The sequence below is a fragment of the Sphingomonas sp. BT-65 genome, from assembly GCF_026107375.2.
Taxonomy (GTDB): domain Bacteria; phylum Pseudomonadota; class Alphaproteobacteria; order Sphingomonadales; family Sphingomonadaceae; genus Sphingomonas.
On sequence record NZ_JAPCIA010000001.1, the window covers coordinates 1,668,684 to 1,692,529 of the forward strand.

Genomic DNA, 23,846 nt, shown 5'->3' on the forward strand with positions numbered 1-23,846 from the left:
CGCGCAATTCCGCTGTCGTCTCCGGCGCATGCTGCGCTAGGCAGTGCGCATGCGATCCTTTTGCCTATCCGCCTGGCGCCACGTCCTCCTCGCGCTGTCCCTGCTCTTCGCGCTCGCTCCGGCGGCCGCGCAACCCATCACGCGCATCGCCTTCGTCAATGCCAATGTCGTGCCGATGGACCGCGAGCGCGTGCTGCGCGGGCAGACCGTGCTGGTCGAGAATGGCCGCATCGCCGCGATCGGGCCGCGCCTCGCCATCCCCGCCGACGCCCGTCGCATCGACGCACGCGGCATGTGGCTCAGCCCCGGACTCGCCGACCTGCACACCCATGTGCAGACCCGCGACGATCTCGCCATCTATTTGTCCTATGGCGTCACGACGGTGCTGCACATGGGCGAGGCGTCGAACGCCTTTGCCGGCCGCACCCGCATCGCCGCGAACACCGCCGCGATCCCCGCCCCCCACATCTACAACGCGCTCGCGGTCGACGGCTCGCCGCGCTACGGCCACCTCGTCGTCACCACGGCCGAGGAAGCGCGCGCCGCCGTTCTGCTCGCTCGCGCTAACGGCTATGCCTTCATCAAGGTCTACAACAATCTTTCGGCCGACAGTTTCGCCGCGCTGATCGCCGCCGGCCGCGAGCTCGGCGTCCCGGTCATCGGCCACACCGTCACCGCGATGGGCGGGCTCGAGCGCCAGCTCGCCGCGGGCCAGCTGCTCGTCGCCCATGCCGAGGAGTTTCTCTACAGCCACTTCTTCGCGCCCGACGCCGATTCCGGTCAGCGCGTTCCCGATGACAGCGCGATCCCCGGCGCGGTCGCGATGGTCAAGCGCCACGGCGCCTTCGTCACCGCCGATCTCGTCACCTACGGCACGATCGCCGAGCAATGGGGCAAGCCGCCCGCCGTACAGGCCTACCTCGCCAGCCCCGAGATACGCCTGCTCTCGCCGCGCTACCGGCTTGACTGGCCCAATGCCGGCTACGACAAGCGCGAGGGGGATCTGATGCCCCGCGCCGCCTTCCTCGCCCGGCTGGTCAAGGCGCTCGCCGACGGCGGCGTGCCATTGGTCGCCGGCACCGATGCGCCGACCATCCCCGGCCTGTTCATCGGCACATCGCTCCACCGCAACCTCGCGCTGCTCGAAGCCGCCGGCCTCAGCCGCTACCAGGCACTCGCCACAGCCACGCGCAACGCCGGCGCCTTCGTCGCCCGCGCCCGCCCGGACGAGCAGCCGTTCGGCACGATCGCCGTCGGCAACCGCGCCGACCTGATCCTCACCCGCGCCAACCCGCTCGACGATCTCGCGACGTTGCGCCAGCCCGCCGGCGTGATGGCGCACGGCGTGTGGCGCGACCGCGCCGAACTCGACGCGCTGCTCAAGCCGATCGCCGATCGCTACGCCGCCGCCGCACGCTGAGCCGCGCTTCCCTCCGCACAACGGCCGCTCTAGGAACGGTTGCATGCGATACGAACCCCTGTTCCAACGGAGCCCGGCATGAGCGATGGCATGACCTATGGGCGCTATCTCGCGCTCGACCAGCTGCTCACCGCTCAGCATCCGATCTCCGACGAGCATGACGAGCTGCTGTTCATCGTCATCCACCAGACCAAGGAATTGTGGCTCAAACAGGCGATCGCCGAGCTCGAGGTGGCGATCGACCTCGTCCGCAGCGACAAGCTGGTCGAGGCGTACAAGGGGCTTGCCCGGGTCAGCCGCATCCAGGCGGTGATGACGCTGTCGTGGGACGTGCTCACTACGATGACGCCGAGCGACTATACCCGCTTCCGCAGCGTGCTGGGCAGCAGCAGCGGCTTCCAGTCGGACCAGTTCCGCGCGGTCGAGACGCTGCTGGGCGTGCGGGGCGGCGGGGTGCCCGGCCCGCTCACCACCGCCTTTGCCGCAAAGCCCAGCCTGTGGGACGAAGCCAATGCCGCGCTCGCCCGCGCCGGATTCGAGCTGCCTGAGGGGGCGCTGCACCGCGACTGGGCGAAACCCTACAAGCCCAGCGCCGAGGTCGAGGCCGCCTGGGCAGAAGTCTATCGCGATCCGGCCCGCTGGTGGGAGCTCTATCAGCTCGCTGAGAAGCTGGTCGATATCGACGACGCGCTCGCCACCTGGCGGCACAAGCATGTCCTCACCGTCAGCCGCGTGATCGGCATGAAGCCAGGCACCGGCGGCACCCCCGGCGTCCCCTATCTCGAATCGACCCTGTCGAAGCGCGCCTTCCCCGAGCTCTGGACCCTGCGAACGTTACTGTGACCTACAAGCACCTCTTCCAGCGCGCCCTCGCCGCCGCGCCCGAGCGGCTGCACTTCGCCGCGCACAGCCACCACCTCTGGCCCGACGCCTCGTGGCTCGGCCATCAGGCGGCGTGGGAGGACGGCGTGCGCCTCGCCGACCATAAATGGGGCCGGGTGATGGACGAGATCCTCCCCGCTGCGCAGCGCCACGTGGCCGACGAGCTGCGCCTGCCGGATCCGTCGAGCATCGTCTTCGCCGGCAACACCCACGACTTGCTGCTGCGCATCGTCTCGGCGCGCAGCGAGCATCCCGTCCGCATCCTCACCAGCGACGGCGAGTTCCACAGCTTCCGCCGCCAGTCGCAGCGTTGGCTCGAATCCGGACGTGTCACCCTCGACGTCATCCCCAATGGCGAAGGCTTCGCCGACCGCTTCCTCGCCGCCGCAGGCACCGGCAATCACGACCTGATCTTCGTCAGCCAGGTGATGTTCGAGACCGGCGCAGTCTTCGCGCCGCTCGCCGATCTCGCCGCACTCGCCCGCCCCGACGGTCCCTGGGTGGTGATCGACGGCTATCACGGCTTCATGGCGATCGAGAATGACCTCTCGGCCATCGCCGACCGCATCTTCTACATCGCCGGTGGCTACAAATATGCGATGGCGGGCGAAGGCGCCGCCTTCCTCCATTGCCCGCCCGGCTTCGGCCCGCGGCCCGAGATCACCGGCTGGTATGCCGAGTTTGCCGATCTCGAAAAGGCCCCCGGCCGCATCGGCTATGCCGCCGACGCGATGCGCTTCATGGGCTCGACCTTCGATCCCAGCGGGCTCTACCGCTTCGTGGCGGTGCGCGACATGCTGGCGGCCGAGGGTATCGCGACCGCCACGGTCAACGCGCACGTCGCACCGCCGCGCGAGCAACTGCTGGCTGGTCTCCCCGCCACGCCGCTCGCCACCGCGCAGCTGCTCAACCCCGGCGGCGACCCCCGCGCCCGCTTCCTCGCTTTCCGTTCACCCCACGCGCCCGGATGGAAGGCCGCGCTCGAAGCGCGGGACATCGTCACCGATGTCCGCGGCGACGTGCTGCGCATCGGCCTCGGCCTCTATCACGACGAACGCGACGTCCGCCGCCTCCTCGGCGCGCTGGCCGCCATCTAAAACTAGTCCTCCCCCGGAGGGGGAGGAATGACAGTCAGTTCGATCCTGAATGTTCCTGCCCAACCTTGGCGACGCCTAGCCGCGGGATCTCGATCGCCGGGCAGCGGTCCATCACCACCTTCAGCCCCGCCATCTCGGCGCGCTCGGCGGCTTCCTCGTTGATGATGCGCAGCTGCATCCACACCGCCTTCGCGCCCACCGCGATCGCCTCATCCACCGCTTCGCCCGCGGCCAGTGGGCGGCGGAAGATGTCGACGATGTCGATCGGCTCCCCGATATCGGCCAGCGCGCCGAACACATATTCGCCATGGACATGCTCGCCCACGATCTGCGGATTGACCGGGATCACGCGATAGCCGCGCCCCTGCAGGAACTTCATCACGCCATAGCTCGGCCGGTCGGGCCGGTCGGAGGCGCCGACCATCGCGATCGTCCGTGCGCTTTCGAGCAGCGCCTTGATGTCCTCGTCGCGCGTGAGCGGCATGATCTAGCCTCCGTTGGCAGTGATCCAGTCGTGCACCCGGCTGGCTATCACAGTGAACGCCGCCGCTTCCGGCCCGTTCCCCGCCGCGGGCGGCGTGCCCGAATCGGACGCTGTGCGAATCGCGATGTCGAGCGGGATCCGCCCCAGGAACGGCACCCCCAGCTTCGCCGCCGCCGCCTCCGCGCCGCCCTGCCCGAACGGATCGGAGACCTCGCCGCAATGCGGACAGGCATAGCCCGCCATGTTCTCGATCAAGCCGATCACCGGCACGCCCGCCTTGGCGAACAGGTCGATCGCGCGCGTCGCGTCGATCAGCGCCAGGTCCTGCGGGGTCGAGACGATCACCGCCCCCGCCGGCCGGTGTTTCTGGATCATCGTCAGCTGCACGTCGCCCGTGCCCGGCGGCAAATCGATCACCAGCGTGTCGGCTGCGCCCCAATGCGCGTCGACCAGCTGTCCCAGCGCCCCCGCCGTCATCGGCCCGCGCCACGCGATCGCCTGTCCCTCCGCCACCAGCCCGCCCATCGACAGCAAGGGCACGCCATAGGGCGTCGCCAGCGGCACCAGCTTCTTGTCATGCGCCTCGGGCTTTTTCCCTTCGATCCCCATGATCTTGGGCTGCGAGGGCCCGTAGATATCGGCATCGACCAGCCCGACGCGCCGCCCCAGCCGCGCCAGCCCGATCGCGAGGTTCGCCGAAATGGTCGACTTGCCCACCCCACCCTTGCCGCTCGCCACCGCGATCAGCTTGCGGTTCACCCGCTGCGCCGTCCGTGCGATCCGCACTTCCTCGATGCCAGGCAGCGCCGCGGCGGCACGGATGTCCGCCTCCAGCGCATCCTGCGCGCCCTCGGGCAGCCCCGTCACGTCAAGGATGATGCTCGCCCGCGCCCCCTCCACCCGCACGGTGGCGCGCCCCGCGGCGACGGGGGCGAGGACGGCTTCGAGCGCAGCTTTATCGGTCATGATGGCCAGATAGGCCGGGTTTCGCGCCACGCCACTGTAAATCCGCGGATGGGACCCTATAAAGACACGCATGGTGAACCTCAGCGGTTGGATCGCACGCGCTGGCGTGCTGTGGAACGAGAACAAAGGCCCCCAAAGTCCATGGGGCGGCGGCGGCAAGGGTGGCAATGACGGCGGCGACGCCGGCAAAGGCGGTAGCAATGGCGAGGGCGGCAATGGCGGCCCGCGCAATCCCTGGGCGTTTCCCCCGGAGGGCAAACGCCCCGGCCGCGGCAGCGTCACCAGCCTCGACGATTTCCTGAAGCGCGCGCGCAAGGGCGGCGGTGGCGGTGGTCTTCCGACCGGCATGCCCGGCAAGCCGGTGATCCTCGCCGGCCTCGCGATTCTCGTACTGCTGTGGATCGCCTTCACCAGCTTCCACGTCATCGCGCCCGAGCAGCGCGGCGTGGTCGCGCTGCTCGGCAAATATTCGCGCACGCTCGATCCCGGCATCGGCATCACCCTTCCGGCGCCGCTCCAGAGCGTGCAGAAGATCGACGTCCAGGCGATCCGCACCGAGGATTTCCCGGCGACCGCGGGCGAGAATCTGATGCTGACCCAGGATCAGAACATCGTCGACCTCGCCTATTCGGTGCGGTGGGACATCCAGAATCCCGAGGACTTCGTGTTCCAGATCGCCAATCCCGAGCAGACCGTGCGCGCGACCGCGGAGAGCGCGATGCGCGCCGCCGTCGCCGGGGTGACGCTCAACGAGGCGATCGGCCCGGGCCGCACCGTGATCGAGGCGCGCGTGCAGCAGGCGACTCAGGCGATCCTCGACGAATATAATTCGGGCATCCGCATCCAGGGCGTGGCGATCCGCGGCGCCGCGGCGCCGGGCGCGGTGGACGAGGCGTTCAAGCAGGTCACCGCCGCGCAGCAGGAGGCCGAGGGCGCCCGCAACCAGGCGCGCGCCTATGCCCAGCAGATCATCGCGCTGGCGCAGGGTGAGGCGGCGCAGTTCGACAAGATCTACGAGCAGTACAAGCTCGCCCCCGAGGTGACTCGCCGCCGCCTTTACTATGAAACGATGGAGTCGGTTCTGGCCAAGTCCAACAAGACGATCGTCGAGGCGCAGGGCGTGACGCCGTACCTGCCGCTTCCTGCCCCGCGCGGGGGGACGGTGCAGCCGCAGGTCCAGCAACAGGCCCAGCAAGCCCAGCCGCAGGGAGGCGCCCAGTGAGCGGCTTCCTCACCCGGCCCGTGCTGTTCGGCGGCCTCGCGCTCCTCGCGCTGTTCCTGCTGCTCAACACGATCAGCATCGTGCCCGAGACCAAGCAGGCGGTGATCCTGCAGCTCGAGCAGCCGGTGCGCACGATCAACCAGTATCAGAAGGGCGAGCAGTTCGGCGTCACCACCGGCGCCGGGCTGATCGCCAAGGTGCCGTTCATCCAGCGCATCGTGTGGGTCGACAAGCGCGTGCTCGACATCGATCTCGAGAACCAGCCGGTGCTGTCGACCGATCAGCTGCGGCTCGAGGTGGACGCCTTCGCGCGCTTCCGCGTCGTCGATCCGCTGCGCATGGTCGTCACCGCCGGCACCGAGAGCCGCGTCGCCGACCAGCTGCGCCCATTGTTCGGCTCGGCATTGCGCGCCGAGCTCGGCAAGCGACCCTTCGCCTCGCTGCTCAGCCCGGAGCGCACTGCGGTGATGGACAACATCCAGGCCGGCCTGCAGCGCTATGCCAGCCAATATGGCGTCCAGATCGTCGACGTGCGCATCAAGCATGCCGATCTGCCCGACGGCAGTCCGCTCGACTCGGCGCTGCAGCGCATGCGCACCGCGCGCGAGCAGGAAGCGACCACGATCCGCGCCAACGGCCAGAAGGACGCGCAGATCATCCGCGCCGAGGCCGATGCGCGCGCCGCGCAGATCTATGCGGTGAGCTTCAACAAGGACGCGCAATTCTACGATTTCTGGCGCGCGATGCAGTCGTACCGCACCACCTTCATCGGCGATCCGCGCCAGAAGCAGGGCGAGACCTCGATCATCCTGTCGCCCGACAATGACTATCTACGCGAGTTCCGGGGACGGGGGCGCTAATGCCGGGGCGCATCGATCTTCAGCAGAATCTTCTCCTGCCCCGCAGGGGAGGATTGATTGAAGTGGAATCGTCGGGACCTTACGGACCCCGGCGCCTTTCGGTTCGTTCATATTCAATCGCCGTTCAGCTATTCTAGGCGAGTAATACACATGACTAACCTCCAGCCCGGCAAAGGCACGATGACTCCAGGCAAGACCAAAGGAACCAACCCCGTGCGTTACGCATATGCGATCACCTCGGCCCTCCTGATCGGCGGCGCGAGTGCGGCGCTCATCATGCAGAACCCGGCGGGCGCGCAGACCGCGCAGAACGAGCCCGGCGCGATCACCGCCGCGGCGCCCCGCGCCGGCGCACCGATGAGCTTCGCGGAGATGGTGGCGAAGCTTCAGCCCGCCGTCGTCAACATCTCGACCACGCAGCGCGTCCAGGTGTCGAGCAACCCGCTCGCGGGCACGCCGTTCGGCGACCTGTTCGGCGGACAGCAGGGCGGTGGCCGCCCGGTGACCCGCCAGGCCGAATCGCTCGGCTCGGGCTTCATCGTTTCGGCCGACGGCTACGTCGTCACCAACAACCACGTCATCTCCGCCGGCCAGCGCGGCGCGGTGGTCGAATCGATCAAGGTCACGCTGCCCGATCGCCGCGAGTTCACCGCCAAGCTGATCGGCCGCGATCCCGCGACCGACCTCGCGGTGCTCAAGATCGAGGGGAACAACCTGCCTTTCGTCAAGTTCGGCGATTCGGACCGTGCGCGTGTCGGCGACTGGGTCGTCGCGATCGGCAACCCGTTCGGCCTCGGCGGCTCGGTGACTGCCGGCATCATCTCGGCGATGCACCGCGTGACCGGCCAGGGCGGCCCGCTCGACCGCTTCATCCAGACCGATGCCTCGATCAACCGCGGCAATTCGGGCGGCCCGATGTTCGACCTCAACGGCAACGTGATCGGCATCAACTCGCAGATCCTCTCGCCCACCGGCGGCAATGTCGGCATCGGCTTCGCGATCCCCGCTACCGAGGCCAAGCCGATCATCGACACGCTGATGAAGGGCAGCACCGTCCAGCGCGGCTATCTCGGCGTCGGCATCCAGCCGCTCGACGAGGATCTCGCCAAGTCGTTCGGCGTGCCCAAGGGCAAGGGCGAGCTGATCGCGCGCGTCGAACCCGGCGAGGCCGCGGCCAAGGCCGGGATCAAGCAGGGCGACATCATCACCAAGGTCGATGGCAAGGACGTGACGCCGGACACCACGCTCTCCTATCTCGCCGCGAACCTCCGCCCGGGCACGCGCGTGCCGGTCGAGCTCGTGCGCGACGGCAAGACCCAGACGGTCCAGCTCACCATGGGCACGCGTCCGCCGGAAGAACAGCTCGCCGGCTTCGATCCGGATGCCGATGAAGGCACGCCGAACAGCGGTGGCGATGGCGAGCAGGGCACGCAGAGCGCCGCGGTGTCGACCGGGATCAACGTCACTGCGCTCACCCCGCAGATCGCCCGCAACATCGGCATCGATCCGACCACCAAAGGCGTGGTCATCGTCGGCGTCGATCCGTCGAGCGACGCCGCGCAGAAGGTCCGCCGCGCCGATGTGATCGTGTCGGTCAACCGTACCGCGGTCACCACGCCGGCGGAGTTCAACCGGATCGTCGGCCAGGCGAAGAGTTCCGGCGCTGCGCAGGTGGTTCTGTACGTCACCCGCCGCGGCGGCGGTGCCGCCTATGTCGCGGTCGATCTGACCAGCTGATTTTTCGCTGACCGGACGTAACGTCCCCGTTATGCTGCGCTCCTGACTAGTGGGAGCGTGGTATGACGGGTGAGACGGAGCTGTTCATCGGAGCTGGTGCAGGCGGCGGGCAGCGCCAGTCGCTGGTGCTCAAGCGCGCCAACCGCCACGGCCTGATCGCCGGCGCGACCGGCACCGGCAAGACCGTGACGCTCCAGGGCCTCGCCGAGAGCTTCAGCCGCGCCGGCGTCCCGGTGTTCGCCGCCGATGTGAAGGGCGACCTCTCAGGCATGGGCATGGCCGGCTCAGCGACCGCCAAGGCGCACGAAGCGTTCACCGCGCGCGCCGCCGAGATCGGCGACGCCGAGTGGAAATACGCCGCCGCCCCGGTCCAATTCTGGGACCTGTTCGGCGAGCAGGGCCACCCCGTCCGCACCACCGTCTCGGAAATGGGCCCGCTTCTGCTCTCCCGGCTGATGGGGCTCAACGACGTGCAGGAAGGCGTGCTCGCCATCGCCTTCCAGGTCGCCGACGATGACGGTCTGCTCCTCCTCGACCTCGACGATCTCCAGTCGATGCTGGTCCATTGCGCCGAGCGCGCCGACGAGCTGACCGCAAAATATGGCAACGTCGCCAAGACCAGCGTCGGCGCGATCCAGCGCCAGCTGCTCCAGCTGCGCAGCGAGGGCGGCGCGCATTTCTTCGGCGAGCCCGCGCTCGACATCAACGACTTCATCAAGCTCGACGACAACGGCCATGGCGTGGTCAACATCCTCGCCGCCGACAAGCTCATGGCCTCGCCGCGGCTCTACGCCACCTTCCTGCTGTGGCTGCTCTCGGAGCTGTTCGAGACGCTCCCCGAGGTCGGCGACCCCGACAAGCCCAAGCTCGTCTTCTTCTTCGACGAGGCGCACCTGTTGTTCGAGGAGGCGCCCAAGGCTTTGCTCGACAAGGTCGAGCAGGTCGTCCGCCTGATCCGCTCCAAGGGCGTCGGCGTCTATTTCGTGACGCAGAACCCGATCGACATCCCCGAGGACGTCGCCGGCCAGCTCGGCAACCGCGTCCAGCACGCGCTGCGCGCTTTCACCCCGCGCGAGCAGAAGGCGATCAAGTCCGCCGCCGAGACCTTCCGCGCCAACCCCGGCGTCAATGTCGAGACCGCGATCACCGAACTGAAGGTCGGTGAGGCGCTGGTCTCGCTGCTGATGGCCGACGGCGCGCCCTCTCCGGTCGAGCGCACGCTGATCAAGCCGCCCTGCTCGCGCGTCGGCCCGGTCACGCCGGAGGAGCGCAAGGTGCTGATCGACACCGACATCGTCGGCAGCAAGTACGACACGCTGATCGACCGCGAATCCGCCGAGGAGCTGCTCGCCGCCAAGGGCGCCGAGGCTGCGGCCGCCGCGGCCGAAGCCAAGGCGACGACCGAAGCGGAGAAGGCCGCCGCCACCAAGGCCAAGGAAGATGCGCGTCTCGCCAAGGAAGCCGAGCGCCAGCGCCTCGCCGCGCAACGCGAGGCCGACCGTCAGGCCCGGCTCGGAGCGCAGGCCCAGCGCCAGGCCGAGCGCGAGGCGGCCAACAACCCGTGGAACCGCGCGATGAAGTCGGCGACCCAGTCCGCCACCTCCGCCGCCGGCCGCGCCGTCGCGGGCGAGGTCTCGAAGGCGATCTTCGGCAAGAAGTCGGGCGTCGGCGCCAGCATGGTCGGCGGCATCGTCCGCGGCATCCTGGGCGGGCTGTTCAAGGGTTAACGAGCCCAATCCCGACCAATTGTCACCCCGGCCTTGTGCCGGGGTCCACCGCAACGCGGGCGTTGAGCAGGAGACTCGACGGTAGCCGGTGCGGCACGGTGGATCCCGGCACAAGGCGGGATGACGGACAGCCGCATCACCTCGCGCAGCGACTTGATCGGGACGCCACCAACGTCATCCCCATTGTACATTGTGGACATTTCTAACCGGACTGGCGAAAGTCCAAAAGGCACAAAACCGAACTTCGGCATCGACATGTTCCGCATGCCGCACTTCATTCAGCCGCGCCGGCTCCTAATTTCACGGGCCGAAACCACGCATTTCCGCGCCTTTCAGCTGGGTGCCACGTGAAACCTATTTGGTTATATTTCCGCCAGCTTCGGGCGGAAATCCACTCACATCACCTCGAGCAGCGACTCGATCGAGACGAAGGCGAACGCCACCGAGCTGTCCGCCACGCCATAGGGGATGAAGATCCGGTCCCCGTGCCGGATCGCACCGCACGAATAGACGACGTTGGGCACATAGCCCTCGCGATCCTGATCCGCCGCGGCCAGGATCGGCTCCTTGGTGCGGCCGATCACCTTGGAGGGATCGTCCTTGTCGAGCAACGCCGCGCCGATCGAATATTTGCGCATCGCGCCGACGCCGTGCGTGAGCATCAGCCAGCCCTCGTCGAGCTCGATCGGCGGGCCGCAATTGCCCATCTGCACCAGCTCCCACGGGTGCATCGGCTTGATCAGCTTCACCCCCTCGTCCCAATGGGTGAGCTTGTCGGAGGCGAGCAGGTAGATGTTCTCGCCGTCCTGCCGGCCGATCATCATGTATTTGCCGCCGATCTGGCGCGGGAACAGGCCCATGCCCTTGTTGCGCGCGGCGCTGCCCGTCATCGGCACCAGGTCGAACTCGCGCCAGTCGCGCGTGCGCAGCATCTCCGACTGAATCACCGATCCGTTATAGGCGGTGTAGGTGCCGATCCATTCATGGCTGCCGTCCGCATGCTCGAACCGGACCAGGCGCATATCCTCGAGCCCGTTGGACTGCGCCTTGGTGATCGGGAACAGCAAGGTGCCCGACAGCGTCGAATCGCGATGGCGATAGACGATCACCGGCCCCTCGGGCGCCTCCAGCTCGTCGCCGATCGCATCGGCCGCGGTCGCGAAGGGTGGCTCGGGGGCGAGCGTCAGCTCGTTCTTGTCGGTGATGATCCCCTCGCGGAACGCGACCGAGGAGATATGCCCCTCGCCCACCGCGCGCAGCGACATCAGGATTCGCAGCGATCCGTTGGGCATCCCCGTCTGATCGTGATGCGGCACTGCGCTCGGGTTCATCAGCGCCGCAGCGGCGTAGCTGTATTCATGGCAGAAATAGGCGCCGATCAGCTGGCGCTTCTCGTCCCCGATCACGCTGCCGTCGAGCCCCAGCTGCGCCTCGATCTCGTCATAGCGGGTCATGAACACGCGGCGGGTCTGCCAGTGCCGCGCCTCGAAATCCTTGAGCACCACCTCGAGCTGCGCGCGCGCGTCGCTAGGCGACATGTCAATCACCGCCCGCACCAGCCGCTCGGTGCGGCTCGGCGTGGTGCCATTGGCCTGCCAGGCGATGTGGAACGGCCGCACCACCACCCGCGAGGGGTCCGCCCGCAGCCGCAGCGGATGTTGAAACAGGTCGAGCATTCGCCCCCCGGACACGAACCCGCCGTAGCGCGCTACTATTAAGCGACGGCTCGTTGCGGTCCTGCCACGATTTCCGCGCGTTTTGAAAGAGCCGAAATCGCGCAATTCGCCAATTGGAGCGCCAGGATCGACTCCGCGCCCTGGTTGCGGTTGAGCCCGCTCGGCGTCAGCCCGTCGAAACAGCCGCCGTCACGCGCGGTCGCGAGCGGCAAGCCGAGGTCGTTCTGCCCCAGGTACCAGCGATAGGCGCGCACCGCCTCGTCGGCCCAACGCTTGTCGCCGGTTGCGCGGAACGCGGCAAGACACGCATCGATCGTCGCCTGCGCCTCGAGCGGCTGCTGGTCGAAGGGCAGCGGGTCGGCATAGGGGCGCCCGAAGCTGTCGGTACCTACCGCGCGGAAGCCGCCATCGGGCGCGGTCTGCCGCGCCGCGATCCAGTCGAGCGTCTTGAGCCCGCAGGCGAGGAACTCTTTGCGGCCGAGCGCCACGCCGGCGCGGATCAGCGCCTCGGGCAGCCGGGCATTGTCATAGGCCAGGACGATCTCGAACCATTCCCATTCGGGCCGGCGCGCCTCGTCGAGCAATGTCATCAACTCCCCACCGAACCGGTCGAGGATCTTGTGCGACAGGATATGGCCTGGATGCGCGTCCAGCATCGCGGCGGCGCCGAGCATCGCGAAGGAGAGCGCGCGCGGGCTGCCGAACTCAAAGCTCATCGCCGCAGTCTCGGCGAACAGCATGCGCGCCCAGTCGCGATACTTGGCGTCGCGCGCCTCGGACGCGGTGACGCCGAGCGCCCACAAGGTCCGCCCGTTCGAATCTTCCGATCCCGCCTCCTCGCACCATTTGCGATCGAAGCTCATGAAATTGCGGAAGCGCCCCTTGTCCGGGTTCCACGCGAACTGCAGGAACGCGGCATAGATGCTGGTCCATCGGTCGCGTTCGGCTGCGTCGAGCGGATCGATCCGGCTCATCAGGATCAGCGCGCGGGCATTGTCGTCGATGCAATAGCCGTGGCGCCGGTCCGGCACCGCATAGATCGAATGCTGGAACATGCCGGTGGAGTCGCTCATCCGCTCGACCGCGCGGAAATCGGGCGTCAGCGGCTCGAAGGTCGGCGCGGGAGCGACGGCGGCAAGGCGCTTGGGCTGCGCGCGCAGCGCCGCCGCGATCTGTTCGACCGCTGCTTCGGCAAGCCGCGGCCAGATCATCGTACGGCCCCGGGCATAAGCACGTTCTGCCAGCGACTCGCGCCGCGCGTCGTCGTCGAGCAGCGCATTGATCGTCTCGGCGAACGCACCGCTGTCGCCGAACGGGACGAGCACGCCATGATCGTCGCCAAGGATCTCGGTGGCATGGACATAAGGAGTCGACACCACCGGCTTGCCCACGCCCACGGCATAGGAAAGCGTGCCCGAAGTGATCTGCGCCGGGTTGAGATAGGGCGTCGCGTAGATATCCGCAGCCTGGAGATAGTCGAGCAGTTGGTACTGCTCGACAAAGGCATCGACGAACGCAACGTTGCGCTCGATGCCAAGGCTCGCGGCTAGCGCGTGCAGCCGGTCGCGATAGGCCTCCCCCTCGTGCTCGACCAGGTTGGGGTGAGTCGCGCCGAGCACGACATAGAGCGAGTCGGGATGTTGTTCCGCCACCGCGGGCATCGCCGCGATCAGCGTCTCGATCCCCTTGCTCGGCGCGAGCAGGCCGAAGGTCAGGATCACCTGGCGCCCCTCCCAGCCGAAACGGCGCTTGAAGCCGGCGGGGTCGGCCAGCGGCCGGTCGGGCACACCATGCGGGATCATCGTGATCTTGCGCTCGTCCACGCCGTGCACCCGGCGCAGGATCTCGCGGCCCTTGCCGGCCATCACGATTAGCCGCGCCGCACGGCGCAGCAGCGCATCCATCACCCGGCGCTCGTCCTCGCTCGGCGATTCGAGCAGGGTGTGGAGCGTCGCGATCACAGGCAGCGTGGTCCGCTCGAGCAACGCGATCAGATGCTCGCCCGCCGCGCCGCCATAGATGCCATATTCGTGCTGGACCCAGATCGCCTGCGCGCCCGAGGCCTCGATCATCCGTGCGGCGCCGAGATAGGCCGATCGCTCATGCTGCGCGATCGATCCGGTGACCTGCGGCGGATAGGTGTAGCGGCCGGGATGATCGTCCATCGCCCAGACATCAACCCGCATGTCCGGGAAGCGCGCCTTGAGCGCATCATAGGTATCGGTGGTGTAGGTCGCGATGCCGCACTTGCGCGGAAGGAAGTTGCCGATCAACGCGATGTGATCGATCCGAGCTGGCAGGTCAGTGCCTCGCGCCATCCCAAAAATCCTTTCGCATGAGCAACATAGGGTAAGCGCCTATGGCGCCTGTCCGTTCTCCCAAACGTCAGGGTTTGAATATGGTTGCAGTGATGTTGCAATGCAACATGCAGAGTCGGCGATGAGTGGAATTAATCCGGCGTTCAGCCGCGTCCGCGGTAGCCCGGAATATCCTGCGCCGGGATCCATACGCCCTCCGGCGGCGCGCCGGATTGCCAGAAGACGTCGATCGGAATACCGCCGCGCGGGTACCAATAGCCGCCGATGCGTAGCCATTTGGGCTTCATCTCGACGAACAGCCGCTGGCCGATGCCGACGGTGCAATCCTCGTGGAAAGCGCCATGGTTGCGGAAGCTGCCGAGGAACAGCTTCAGGGACTTGGATTCGACGATCGTCGCGCCCGGCACATAGTCGATCACCAGATGCGCGAAATCAGGCGCGCCGGTGATCGGGCAGAGCGAGGTGAATTCGGGCACGGCGAAGCGCACGCAATAATCGGTGCCCGTACGCGGATTGGGGACATAGTCGAGCACCGCCTCGTCGGGGGATGCGGGAAGCGCGCTCTGCTGGCCAAGATGCTTGGGAGTCATGCGCGCCATTTAGAGGCTCGGGAGCGATCTGGAAACTCGACGGTTGCACCCTCGATCATTACGGAAGTGAGGATGGACGCTCTGGTCACCACCGAATGGCTCGCCGCTGAGCGCGACGCCCCCGATCTCCGCATTCTCGACGCAACCTGGTTCCTGCCCGCCGACGGACGCAACGCCGCCGCCGAGTTCGAGGCGGGGCACATCCCCGGCGCTGCCTTCTTCGACATCAGCGCGATTTCCGACCGGTCGAGCCCGCTGCCGACGATGCTGCCGACAGCCGAACGGTTCGCCATGCAGGTCGGCGCGCTGGGCGTCGGGGACGGCGACCGCATCGTCCTCTACGACGATTCGCCCCACCACACCGCGGCGCGCGCGTGGTGGATGTTCCGCAGCTTCGGGATCGCCGCAGCCTTGCTCGACGGCGGCTTGGCGAAATGGCGGGCCGAAGGGCGCGCTTTAGAACAGGGGCCGGTGAGGCCCGCGCCACGCACGCTGACCGCCCGGTTCGACCCAGCCGGCGTGCGCACGATCGATCAGGTGAAGGCGAATCTGGCCAGCCATGCCGAGCAGCTTGTCGACGCCCGTTCGACCTCGCGCTTCAACGGCAGCGAGCCGGAGCCGCGCCCCGGCGTGCTTCCCGGCCATATCCCGGGGAGCGCGAGTATCCCGCAGGGCGAGTTCTTCAACCCCGACGGCACCTGGAAGCACCTGGCGATGCTACGTGCACTATTCGAGGCGGAAGGGATCGAGGTCGAGCGACCGGTGGTCACCACCTGCGGATCGGGCATCACCGCCGCCGTTCCGGCCTTCGCGCTCCACCTGCTCGGCCATCGCGCCGCGCTCTACGACGGCAGCTGGAGCGAATGGGGCGCCGACCCCGCCACCCCCAAGGCGACGGGGGCAGCGTGAGCGATTCGGACAGCAAGAAGGGGGATGGCACCCGCGTCGTCGGCGCTGGCCGGCGCAAGGAGTGGACCCAGGGCATCGTCAACCCGCCGGTGTGGCGTGCCTCGACCATCCTCTACGACAATGTCGCGGAACTCCGCGCCAATGCCGGCCGCGACACCCATCACCGCCTGTTTTACGGCCGCCGCGGCACCCCCACCCAATGGAGCTTGGCCGAGGCGCTGACCGAGCTCGAGCCGGGCGCCGCCGCAACCTTCCTATACCCTTCGGGCGTCGCCGCGGTCTCCGCCGCCCTGCTCTCGATCCTCTCGCCCGGAGACGAGCTGCTGCTCGCCGACAGCGTCTATGATCCGACGCGCAGCTTCGCCACGGGCTTCCTCAAGCGCTTCGGCGTTACCACGCGCTTCTACGATCCGATGATCGGTGCCAGTATCGCCGACCTCATCGGCGACAAGACCCGCGCGATCTTCATGGAAACGCCTGGCAGTCTGACCTTCGAGGTGCAGGACGTGCCCGCGATCGTCGCCGCGGCCAAGGCACGCGGCGTCGTTACCCTGCTCGACAACACCTGGGCAACGCCGTTGCTGTTCCCGGCGATCGAGAAGGGCATCGACCTCTCGATCCTCGCCTGCACCAAGTACGTCGTCGGCCATTCGGACGTGATGCTGGGCAGCGTCACCGCGACCGAGGAGCACTGGCACCAGCTCCGCGCCACTAGCTTCCAACTCGGCCAGACCGCCAGCCCCGACGATGCCTGGCTCGGCTCGCGCGGGCTGCGCACGATGGCGGTGCGGCTCAAGCACCATGGTGAAGTTGCGCTCGAAGTGGCGCGCTGGCTGGAAACGCGGCCCGAGGTGGCGCGGGTACTCCACCCGGCCCTGCCTTCATGCCCCGGTCACGAGTTCTTCGTTCGCGACTTCAAGGGCCCGGCCGGCCTCTTCACCTTCATCCTGCGCGGCGGTGGCGAGGCAGCGCGCGCCGCGCTGATCGACGGGCTCGAACTGTTCGGCATCGGCTATAGCTGGGGCGGGTTCGAGAGCCTCGCCATCCCGGTCGATCCCGAACGCATCCGCACCGTGACGCGCTGGGAGGCCGAGGGGCCAGCGGTCCGGCTTCAGATCGGGCTCGAGGATCCGGCCGACCTGATCGCCGATCTCGCCGCCGGGCTCGACCGCTTCCGGGCGGCGGCATGACCCAGCCGGCACTGATCCCGCCCGCGCTGGCCCGCTGGCTCGCCGCGAACGGGATCCAGATGCCGAACCATGCCGAGCTGATCGAGGGTGCGATCGCCGGCGGTCTCGCCATCCTCGCGCTCACCGCCGGGTGGCTGGCGGGCCGCAAGTTCGGCCCGATGCTCGCCGAGCTCTGGAACCGGCACGTCGGCGCGCATGTCGAGGGGCTGGCGCATCGCATGCACACGATCGTGCGCCACGGCAGTGCCGCGCTGCTGCTCGCGATCCTCGCCAATGCCGCGCCTTGGGGCGGGTTCGCAGCGCTGCTGCTCGGCATCGCGCTCGGCGCCGCGACGGGGATGTTCACGCTCGTCTTCCTGCGTGGGCTGCACACACCACGCTGGGTGGCCTGGCTCACGGCCGCAATCGTCTTTGTCGCGATCCTCAGCCACGCGATCGGCGGGTTCAACGTCATCACCACCACGCTCGACCGCATCGGTGTCGATGTCGGCTCGCGTCGCTTGTCGCTGCTCGCCCTCGTCACCGTGCTGGTCACCGCAGTCGCGCTCTATGCCGGCGCGCGGCTCGCCAACCGCGTGATCGGCCACTCGATCGGGCAAGCCCGCGGGTTCGATCCGACGCAGAAGCTGCTGTTCCAGAAGGTCGCGAGCATCATTGTCGTGGTGGTCGCCTTCTTCTTCGGCATCGACCTGCTCGGCATCGACCTCACCAGCTTCGCGGTGTTCTCGGGCGCGTTCGGTCTCGCCATCGGCTTCGGGCTGCAGAAGACGATCGGCAATTTGATCGCGGGGATCATCCTGCTGATGGACCGCTCGATCAAGCCGGGCGACGTGATCGTCGTCGGCGACAGCTTCGGCTGGGTCAACAAGATCGGCGTGCGCGCGGTCAGCGTGATCACTCGCGACGGCAAGGAGCATCTGATCCCCAACGAGAATCTGATGACTCAGGAGGTCGAGAACTGGTCCTTCTCCGACCGCAACGTCCGCGTCCGCATTCCCGTCGCGGTCGGCTATGAGACCGACCTCAAGCTCGCGCAGGAACTGATGCTGAAGGCTGCGGTCGACAGCCCGCGCGTGCTGACCAGCCCCAAGCCCAATGTCTGGCTGACCAGCTTCGGCGACTATGCCGTCGAGCACGAGATCCTCGCCTGGATCAGCGACCCCGAGGGAGGCGTCGGCAATGTGAAGAGCGATGTGCTCAACCGCCTGTGGGACCTGTTCAAGGCCAACGGCATCGAGATTCCGGTGCCGCGGCGCGAGATCATGGTGAAGAGTTGGCCCGAAGATGGCGCATCCCCGGTTCAACTCGCGCCCGATACGCCTAAATAGGGCACGTGTCCGCGCCCGTTACCGCCCGCATCGCCGAAGGAGTCGCGTCGATCCCGGCGGAGCAGTGGGACGCCTGCGCAGGCGATGCGAACCCGTTCGTCTCCCATGCCTTCCTGTCCACGCTTGAACGCTCGGGCTCGGCGACGGCGGAGACTGGCTGGCAGCCGCTGCCGATCGTGATCGACGATCCTTGCGGCGCCCCTGCTGCGATTGCCCCGACCTATGCCAAGTCGCACAGCCAGGGGGAGTATGTCTTCGATCATGCCTGGGCCGAAGCCTGGGAGCGCGCGGGCGGCCGCTATTATCCCAAGCTCCAGGTCGCGGTGCCCTTCACTCCCGTCCCCGGCCCGCGCCTGCTGTTGCGTGATCCAGCGCCGGCCCCGGCGCTGATCGCGGGGATCGAGGCGGTGACCGACCAGAATCGTCTCTCCTCCGCGCACGTCACCTTTCTCGACGAAGCGCAGCTGCCGCTGTTCGAGCAAGCGGGCTGGCTGATCCGCACCGGCACGCAGTTCCACTGGTACAATGAGGGCTATGCCTGCTTCGACGACTTCCTCGCCGCCCTCTCCTCGCGCAAGCGCAAGGCGATCCGCAAGGAACGCGAGCGTGCCCGCGAGGGCCTGACCTTCCGCCACCTGACCGGCGCCGCGATCAGCGAGGCGCATTGGGACGCCTTCTGGGCCTTTTACCAGGACACCGGCAGCCGCAAATGGGGCCAGCCCTATCTCACCCGCCCCTTCTTCTCGATGTTGGGCGCAGCGATGGGCGACAAGGTGCTGCTGATGCTCGCCGAGCGCGGCGGGCGGCCGGTCGCCGGCGCGCTCAACTTGATCGGCGGCGATGCGCTCTATGGCCGCTATTGGGGCTGCACCGAGGAGGTGCCATTCCTCCATTTCGAGCTGTGCTATTATCAGGCGATCGAGGCGGCGATCGCGCTGCGCATGGCCCGCGTCGAGGCCGGCGCACAGGGCGAGCACAAGCTGGCGCGCGGCTATGTGCCCGTTGCCACCTGGTCGGCGCACTATCTCCCCGATCCCAACTTCCGCCGCGCCGTGGCCGAATATCTCGAGCGCGAGCGCGCCGCGGTGGCGCATGAGCAGGAGTTCCTCGGCGAGCTGACGCCGTTCAAACGCGGCTAGGCGTCAGACTTTCTTCTGCGCCCGCTCCCAGGCTTCCAGCTGCTTTTCCTTGTCGCGCTTCAGGAAGTCGCGGATCTTCTCGATCTGGCTGCGATAGGGGCCGAGATCGACCGGATTGAGCTCCGCCGCCGGCGTGCCGTGATCGATCTTGAACAGCACGCTGTTGCCGTCGCGCCAGATCGGGATCAGCCCCGCCTCCAGGCGCTTGTCATAGGGCGGGGGGCTGATTACCCAGAGATAGTCGTAAGCGTGGCGGGGGAAGCGCGCGAGACTGACCGCAACGGGGCGCCACCACTCGCGTGGACACTTGGTATCGGTGACAATTTGCGAGGGATCGTGGCTGAACCCGCGCGCCTGCTTGTAGCGTACCGTCAGCAGCTGGCCGCCCGCCATCGACCATTGGTCGTTGGTGTAGGCGAGGCGCCGCACCATCGCCATGCCGGGCAGGTGCTGAAGGCGCGTCATCTTCCATTCGTTGTAGCAGGTCTCGCCGACGAAGCTCAGCAGCTTGGCGCCAACCGGGACGTGCTCGAGCGCCTTGAGCTCGCGGTCATAGGCCTTGTCGTAGAGCACATAGCTCCAGGTCGTCGCGCCCATGCGGACGAGGAAGAAGAGCAGGCCAGCCGCTGCGAGCACGTTCGCGCCGCGCATCGTCATGCCCGGCTTGGGCCTGAGCGCGATCACCGCGATCGCGAGCATATAAGGGGCGAGCCGCATGTCGGCATAGGCCGAGCCGAACACGATGCGCGGCAACAGGATGAACACCGCGATCAGGAACAGCGCGGAAATGCCGAGGTGGCGCGAATAGCCGACATTGGGGTCGCGCACGCCCTTGAACAGGATCAGGAACAGCACGCCGAGGCACGCGATGTCGAACAGCTGCCAGCGGTCGCGCAGCACCATCAGCATCCACCAAGCCTTGGCGCGCCAGTTGAACCAGTCGCCGGTCTGGCCGCTGACGTGTCCGCCGGTGCGCCACGCAAGCATGAGCAGCGCCGGCGGCGCGAGGACCAGGCAGTGGACGCCCGCCCAGATCCACGGCACCACCCAGCGCCGCACGAAATCGGCATGCCAGGGGCCGGTGCGCGGCCCGTGCTTGTCGTGCTGGCGGATCAGCTCGGCGGCGAAGCAGAGCACCCCGAGCGTGCCCCAGCCGAAGGTGTGGGTGACCCAGATGATCAGGCCGATCGGCATGAACAGGATCGCGCGCAGTCGGATCTTGCCCAGCCGCGCCAGCCGCAGCCACAGCGCGAAGGCGTTGAGCGCGAGCGCCATCGACAGCGAGAAGTTCGCGAAGCCGAAATGGAAGGCGTAATTGTAGGCGAGCGGCAGCGCGAACAAGGCGGTGGCGGGGATTCGCCCATGCACCTCGCGCGCGATCCACAGCAGGCCGGTGACGGTCAGCACGGGGATCGTGATGATGATCAGCTTCACGGCGAGCTCGAGCCCGAAGATCGGCTCCAGCGGGATGATCAGCAGGTCGAGCCCGAGATTGCCGATCAGGCTCCACTCGAACCGGTACCAGTCGTTAAGCCACGGCACCTCGCCATGCGAGAGCTGGACGCGATAGCGCGCCATGTGGCCGGGGAGGTCGACCATTGGCGGGATATCCGGCCACAGCAAAGGTACCGCCGCGGCGATTGCCGCGAACAACACGAACCAGCGCGTCTGCCACCAGCGCGGCGTATCCAGGCCCCCTTGCATCGGGCGCACTTACTGCGCCGTACGCCCCGGCGGCAAGCGGCTTGGTGCGCGGCCCGCCGTATTGCGTGCCGGACCGGACCGGAGAATCAGCGGATTCGATAGAATTGCAGTCCCGTATCGCGCAACGGCAACGGCTCCGCCCAATCCGGGGGCTCGCCCCGATTCAGGCGCGCCGCAAGGCTGCCGGGATAGCGCCGCGAAACGCCGAGCTCCCCGAAATCGCCGGGGCAGAACAGCAAGTAGCGCACACGCCACGCCGCAGCGATCGCGCGGGCGCGCTCCGGCGGCGCGAGGAAGAATGCATAGGTCGCCCGATTCCCGGCATTGTTGCGGTGATAGCTGGCCCCCATCGCGCCATGATGGCTGCCGCCGATCACGCGCGCGCCATGGTTCATCGCGGTCATCACCGTACCGGGAGGATAGGCGTCGAGCTGATGCCACACGTCACCCGACTGGCACGATTTCACCGCCTCGCGCGAAGCGGTGACGGCTGGACGCAGACGGCCTTCGATCTCGGCCGACACGACGAGCCAGAGCACGCCCGCGGAGGCGCACCACGCCCCCAGCGTCGCCGCGGTCCGCCAGCGCGGCGCGGCGCGCGCGACAAGCACCAGTTGCGCCAGCATCGGCGCCGCCACCGCCGCGCCCAGATACGCCCCCCGCAACTGCGAGAAGGTGATCGCGATGCACATTGCGTAGAGTGCAGCCAGTGGGAGCGCCGCCCAGCGCTGCGCGGCTTCGGCGCGGCGCAGGTAGAAGAACGATGCCGCGGCCGCAATCGCGAGCAGCGCGATCGCCTGCACGGCCAGGGCGACCGAGGGTTGCGCCAGCAATCCGGTCGCTTCCAGTATCGAATCGATGATCGCGTGGCGCAGGAACGGCTCCATGGCGGCGTAGGGACCGCCAAGACATGCCGGATAAGCCACCAGCGTCACGATCCCGGCAGCACCGCCAAGCGCTCCGCCGACGCCCAGCCGAACGCGCCACCCGCGCAGATATGGGGAAAGCATCCCGATCGCCAGCCACGCGAGGCCCGCGCCCAGCGCGGCGGTCACCGAGGCGGGGGTGAAGGCGTCGCACCATTGCGCGGTCCAGTAGCTCGGCCGCGCGACGGCCAGGAGCAACAGCGTCACGGCGGTGAGCGCGCCGCCAAGGCCAAGCGCGCGCATCCGCTCGCCATTCCCGAACACCAGCCATCGCAGGAACAGCGTGCCGATCAGGACAAGCCCGTGCGGCGCGGTCTCGAGACCGATCCCGAAGCTCAGCGCGATCGCCGCGCCCAGCAATGCGCCGCTGCGCCAGCCTCCCGGCCGCATCACCGCCAGCACCGCCAGCTGCACCAGAACGACCTGCAGCGCATGGTGGTCGATCCGCCCGGGCAGGAACAACGCGTTGGCCGGATAGGCGAGCGCCGCGATGACGATCGCCGGGAGCGCCGCCTGCGCGCCGCCCAGCACCCGCGCCATCCGTGCCGAGAGGAACAGGTAGAGCATGAAAAGCGACGCCGGATAGACGATGATCATGGTCAGCTCGGCGGCATGCCGGCCGACCAGCGGCGCGAGCGTCGCCAGCAGCGCCGCGGGCGCCAGATCGTTGATCCGCGACCAATGCATCGGCGCGCCGAAAGGCGGCGCGAGCCGATATTGAGTCCAGTCGTTGAAGGCCTGCCCCGCCACCCAGTCGCGAATCTGGGCAAGCCGCATCATGTCGTCGGTGTCGGGCAGGTTGAGCCAGCGGAGCTGCGCCCAGTCACGCGCCGCCCAGCAGGCCGTGAGGAACAGGGCAGCCACGATCGCGGCGAGCAGGTCCCGGCGCCGCCCGGTGCGAATGTCTTGCCCCGTCATGGCGCTGCGCCTCGCCTGAGCCCGGCCGTCAGGCCGCGGCACGCTGCAAGATGGTGACGAAATGCAGCTTGCGGTCGAACAGCCAGCCGAACGGACGCGGATACAACCCCAGCCGATCGGCGAAGTGATCGGTGCTCAGGCCATGCGCGTCCCACAGCCCTATCCATTCGCGCCGCGACAGATAGTTGTAGGGCAGACGCACGCCATGGGCGGCATTGCCCACCCAGTCCATGAGGCGAAGCGTGAAACCGGCGGCGAAGCCGTCGCGGAAATGATCCTTGACCACCAGCCGTTTCGCCACGCGCGCCGCCTCGGCCATCACCGCACCCGGATTGTCGGTATGGTGGAGCACATCGATGATCACCGCGGCGTCGAAGCTGCCGTCCTCGAACGGCAGGGTCACGCCGTCATAGCGATGCACGAGGATCGCGGTATCGGGGCGGACGAGCACGTCGACGCCCTCAATCTGCACGTCGGGCCGCAGGGCCATGACGAGCTGCGCGAGATCGCCGCTGCCCGCCCCCACGTCCAGCACGCGGGCATTGCGCGGCAGCCGCTCCGCGACCATCGCGGCCAGCCGGCGCACACGCCGGCCAAACACCAGCTTCTCATGCAATTGCTGCAGCATTCCCCGTCCCCCAAAAGGCTCGATCGCACCCTTGACGCGAGTGGCTTGAAAGGTGGTTAACGCCGCCCGCCGCGAGATCCCGCTTCCGGCATGCGGACCCGATCGCGTTAACCAAGTCTTGGCTT

General features: G+C 67.9%; 20 protein-coding genes. 12 read left to right on the plus strand and 8 right to left on the minus strand.

What is annotated here, in order from left to right; genetic code table 11:
- Positions 1 to 49 precede the first annotated feature (49 nt).
- From OK349_RS07960 to OK349_RS07970, 3 genes are all read left to right on the plus strand, one after another.
- Complete coding sequence (locus OK349_RS07960) at positions 50 to 1,420, plus strand: amidohydrolase family protein (RefSeq protein ID WP_265117279.1); 1,371 nt, start codon at positions 50 to 52, stop codon at positions 1,418 to 1,420.
- A gap of 78 nt (positions 1,421 to 1,498) precedes the next feature.
- On the plus strand, positions 1,499 to 2,263 hold the full coding sequence (locus OK349_RS07965; RefSeq protein WP_265117280.1) for a tryptophan 2,3-dioxygenase: 765 nt from the start codon (positions 1,499 to 1,501) through the stop codon (positions 2,261 to 2,263).
- Positions 2,260 to 3,399, plus strand: coding sequence for an aminotransferase class V-fold PLP-dependent enzyme (locus tag OK349_RS07970; protein ID WP_265117281.1), 1,140 nt, complete (start codon positions 2,260 to 2,262; stop codon positions 3,397 to 3,399). Before OK349_RS07965 ends, OK349_RS07970 begins: the two co-directional genes overlap by 4 nt.
- A 34-nt stretch (positions 3,400 to 3,433) precedes the next feature.
- Here the strand turns inward: OK349_RS07970 and OK349_RS07975 are convergent, their stop codons facing one another.
- A complete protein-coding gene (locus OK349_RS07975) occupies positions 3,434 to 3,883 on the minus strand; it encodes a CoA-binding protein (protein ID WP_265117282.1) in 450 nt (149 codons plus the stop codon).
- A 3-nt stretch (positions 3,884 to 3,886) separates the two neighbouring features.
- Positions 3,887 to 4,849 carry a P-loop NTPase gene (locus OK349_RS07980; protein WP_265117283.1) on the minus strand — a complete coding sequence of 321 codons (963 nt, stop codon included), beginning with the start codon at positions 4,847 to 4,849 and terminating at the stop codon, positions 3,887 to 3,889.
- 70 nt (positions 4,850 to 4,919) lie between these two features.
- Between OK349_RS07980 and hflK the strand changes: the two genes are divergently transcribed.
- From hflK to OK349_RS08005, 5 genes are all read left to right on the plus strand, one after another.
- A complete protein-coding gene (gene hflK, locus OK349_RS07985) occupies positions 4,920 to 6,071 on the plus strand; it encodes a protease modulator HflK (RefSeq protein WP_265117284.1) in 1,152 nt (383 codons plus the stop codon).
- Positions 6,068 to 6,931 (plus strand): protease modulator HflC, encoded by an 864-nt coding sequence (gene hflC, locus OK349_RS07990; protein ID WP_265117285.1) that lies wholly within the window; start codon positions 6,068 to 6,070, stop codon positions 6,929 to 6,931. The genes hflK and hflC overlap by 4 nt, the downstream gene beginning before the upstream one ends.
- A 213-nt stretch (positions 6,932 to 7,144) precedes the next feature.
- Positions 7,145 to 8,668, plus strand: a complete 1,524-nt coding sequence (locus OK349_RS07995) for a Do family serine endopeptidase (protein WP_265117286.1) — start codon at positions 7,145 to 7,147, stop codon at positions 8,666 to 8,668.
- Between the two features lie 62 nt (positions 8,669 to 8,730).
- Positions 8,731 to 10,395 carry a DUF853 domain-containing protein gene (locus tag OK349_RS08000; RefSeq protein ID WP_265117287.1) on the plus strand — a complete coding sequence of 555 codons (1,665 nt, stop codon included), beginning with the start codon at positions 8,731 to 8,733 and terminating at the stop codon, positions 10,393 to 10,395.
- Positions 10,396 to 10,515: 120 nt separating this feature from the next.
- On the plus strand, positions 10,516 to 10,746 hold the full coding sequence (locus OK349_RS08005) for a hypothetical protein (protein ID WP_265117288.1): 231 nt from the start codon (positions 10,516 to 10,518) through the stop codon (positions 10,744 to 10,746).
- 44 nt (positions 10,747 to 10,790) lie between these two features.
- On the opposite strand, the gene OK349_RS08010 is transcribed toward OK349_RS08005, so the two are convergent.
- From OK349_RS08010 to queF, 3 genes are all read right to left on the minus strand, one after another.
- Positions 10,791 to 12,071: a glycoside hydrolase family 130 protein gene (locus OK349_RS08010; protein ID WP_265117289.1), complete on the minus strand. Its 1,281-nt coding sequence runs from the start codon at positions 12,069 to 12,071 to the stop codon at positions 10,791 to 10,793.
- Positions 12,072 to 12,109: 38 nt separating this feature from the next.
- Positions 12,110 to 14,389 (minus strand): glycosyltransferase family 4 protein, encoded by a 2,280-nt coding sequence (locus OK349_RS08015; protein WP_265117290.1) that lies wholly within the window; start codon positions 14,387 to 14,389, stop codon positions 12,110 to 12,112.
- A 143-nt stretch (positions 14,390 to 14,532) separates the two neighbouring features.
- On the minus strand, positions 14,533 to 14,979 hold the full coding sequence (gene queF, locus OK349_RS08020; protein WP_265117291.1) for a preQ(1) synthase: 447 nt from the start codon (positions 14,977 to 14,979) through the stop codon (positions 14,533 to 14,535).
- 72 nt (positions 14,980 to 15,051) lie between these two features.
- Between queF and sseA the strand changes: the two genes are divergently transcribed.
- The 4 genes from sseA to OK349_RS08040 are packed head-to-tail and all read left to right on the plus strand — an operon-like array spanning position 15,052 to position 19,545.
- Positions 15,052 to 15,888: a 3-mercaptopyruvate sulfurtransferase gene (sseA, locus tag OK349_RS08025; RefSeq protein ID WP_265117292.1), complete on the plus strand. Its 837-nt coding sequence runs from the start codon at positions 15,052 to 15,054 to the stop codon at positions 15,886 to 15,888.
- Positions 15,843 to 17,078 (plus strand): cystathionine beta-lyase, encoded by a 1,236-nt coding sequence (gene metC / locus OK349_RS08030; protein ID WP_372340542.1) that lies wholly within the window; start codon positions 15,843 to 15,845, stop codon positions 17,076 to 17,078. The genes sseA and metC overlap by 46 nt, the downstream gene beginning before the upstream one ends.
- Positions 17,075 to 18,406: a mechanosensitive ion channel family protein gene (locus OK349_RS08035; RefSeq protein WP_265117294.1), complete on the plus strand. Its 1,332-nt coding sequence runs from the start codon at positions 17,075 to 17,077 to the stop codon at positions 18,404 to 18,406. The genes metC and OK349_RS08035 overlap by 4 nt, the downstream gene beginning before the upstream one ends.
- A gap of 5 nt (positions 18,407 to 18,411) precedes the next feature.
- Entirely contained in the window at positions 18,412 to 19,545 is a 1,134-nt protein-coding gene (locus tag OK349_RS08040) for a GNAT family N-acetyltransferase (protein WP_265117295.1), read from the plus strand.
- A 3-nt stretch (positions 19,546 to 19,548) separates the two neighbouring features.
- On the opposite strand, the gene OK349_RS08045 is transcribed toward OK349_RS08040, so the two are convergent.
- The 3 genes from OK349_RS08045 to OK349_RS08055 all read right to left on the minus strand — a co-directional run bounded on the left by OK349_RS08045 (position 19,549) and on the right by OK349_RS08055 (position 23,721).
- On the minus strand, positions 19,549 to 21,249 hold the full coding sequence (locus OK349_RS08045) for a hypothetical protein (RefSeq protein ID WP_265117296.1): 1,701 nt from the start codon (positions 21,247 to 21,249) through the stop codon (positions 19,549 to 19,551).
- A gap of 86 nt (positions 21,250 to 21,335) precedes the next feature.
- Positions 21,336 to 23,093, minus strand: coding sequence for a hypothetical protein (locus tag OK349_RS08050; protein WP_265117297.1), 1,758 nt, complete (start codon positions 23,091 to 23,093; stop codon positions 21,336 to 21,338).
- Positions 23,094 to 23,121: 28 nt separating this feature from the next.
- On the minus strand, positions 23,122 to 23,721 hold the full coding sequence (locus OK349_RS08055) for a class I SAM-dependent methyltransferase (protein WP_265117298.1): 600 nt from the start codon (positions 23,719 to 23,721) through the stop codon (positions 23,122 to 23,124).
- Positions 23,722 to 23,846 lie beyond the last annotated feature (125 nt).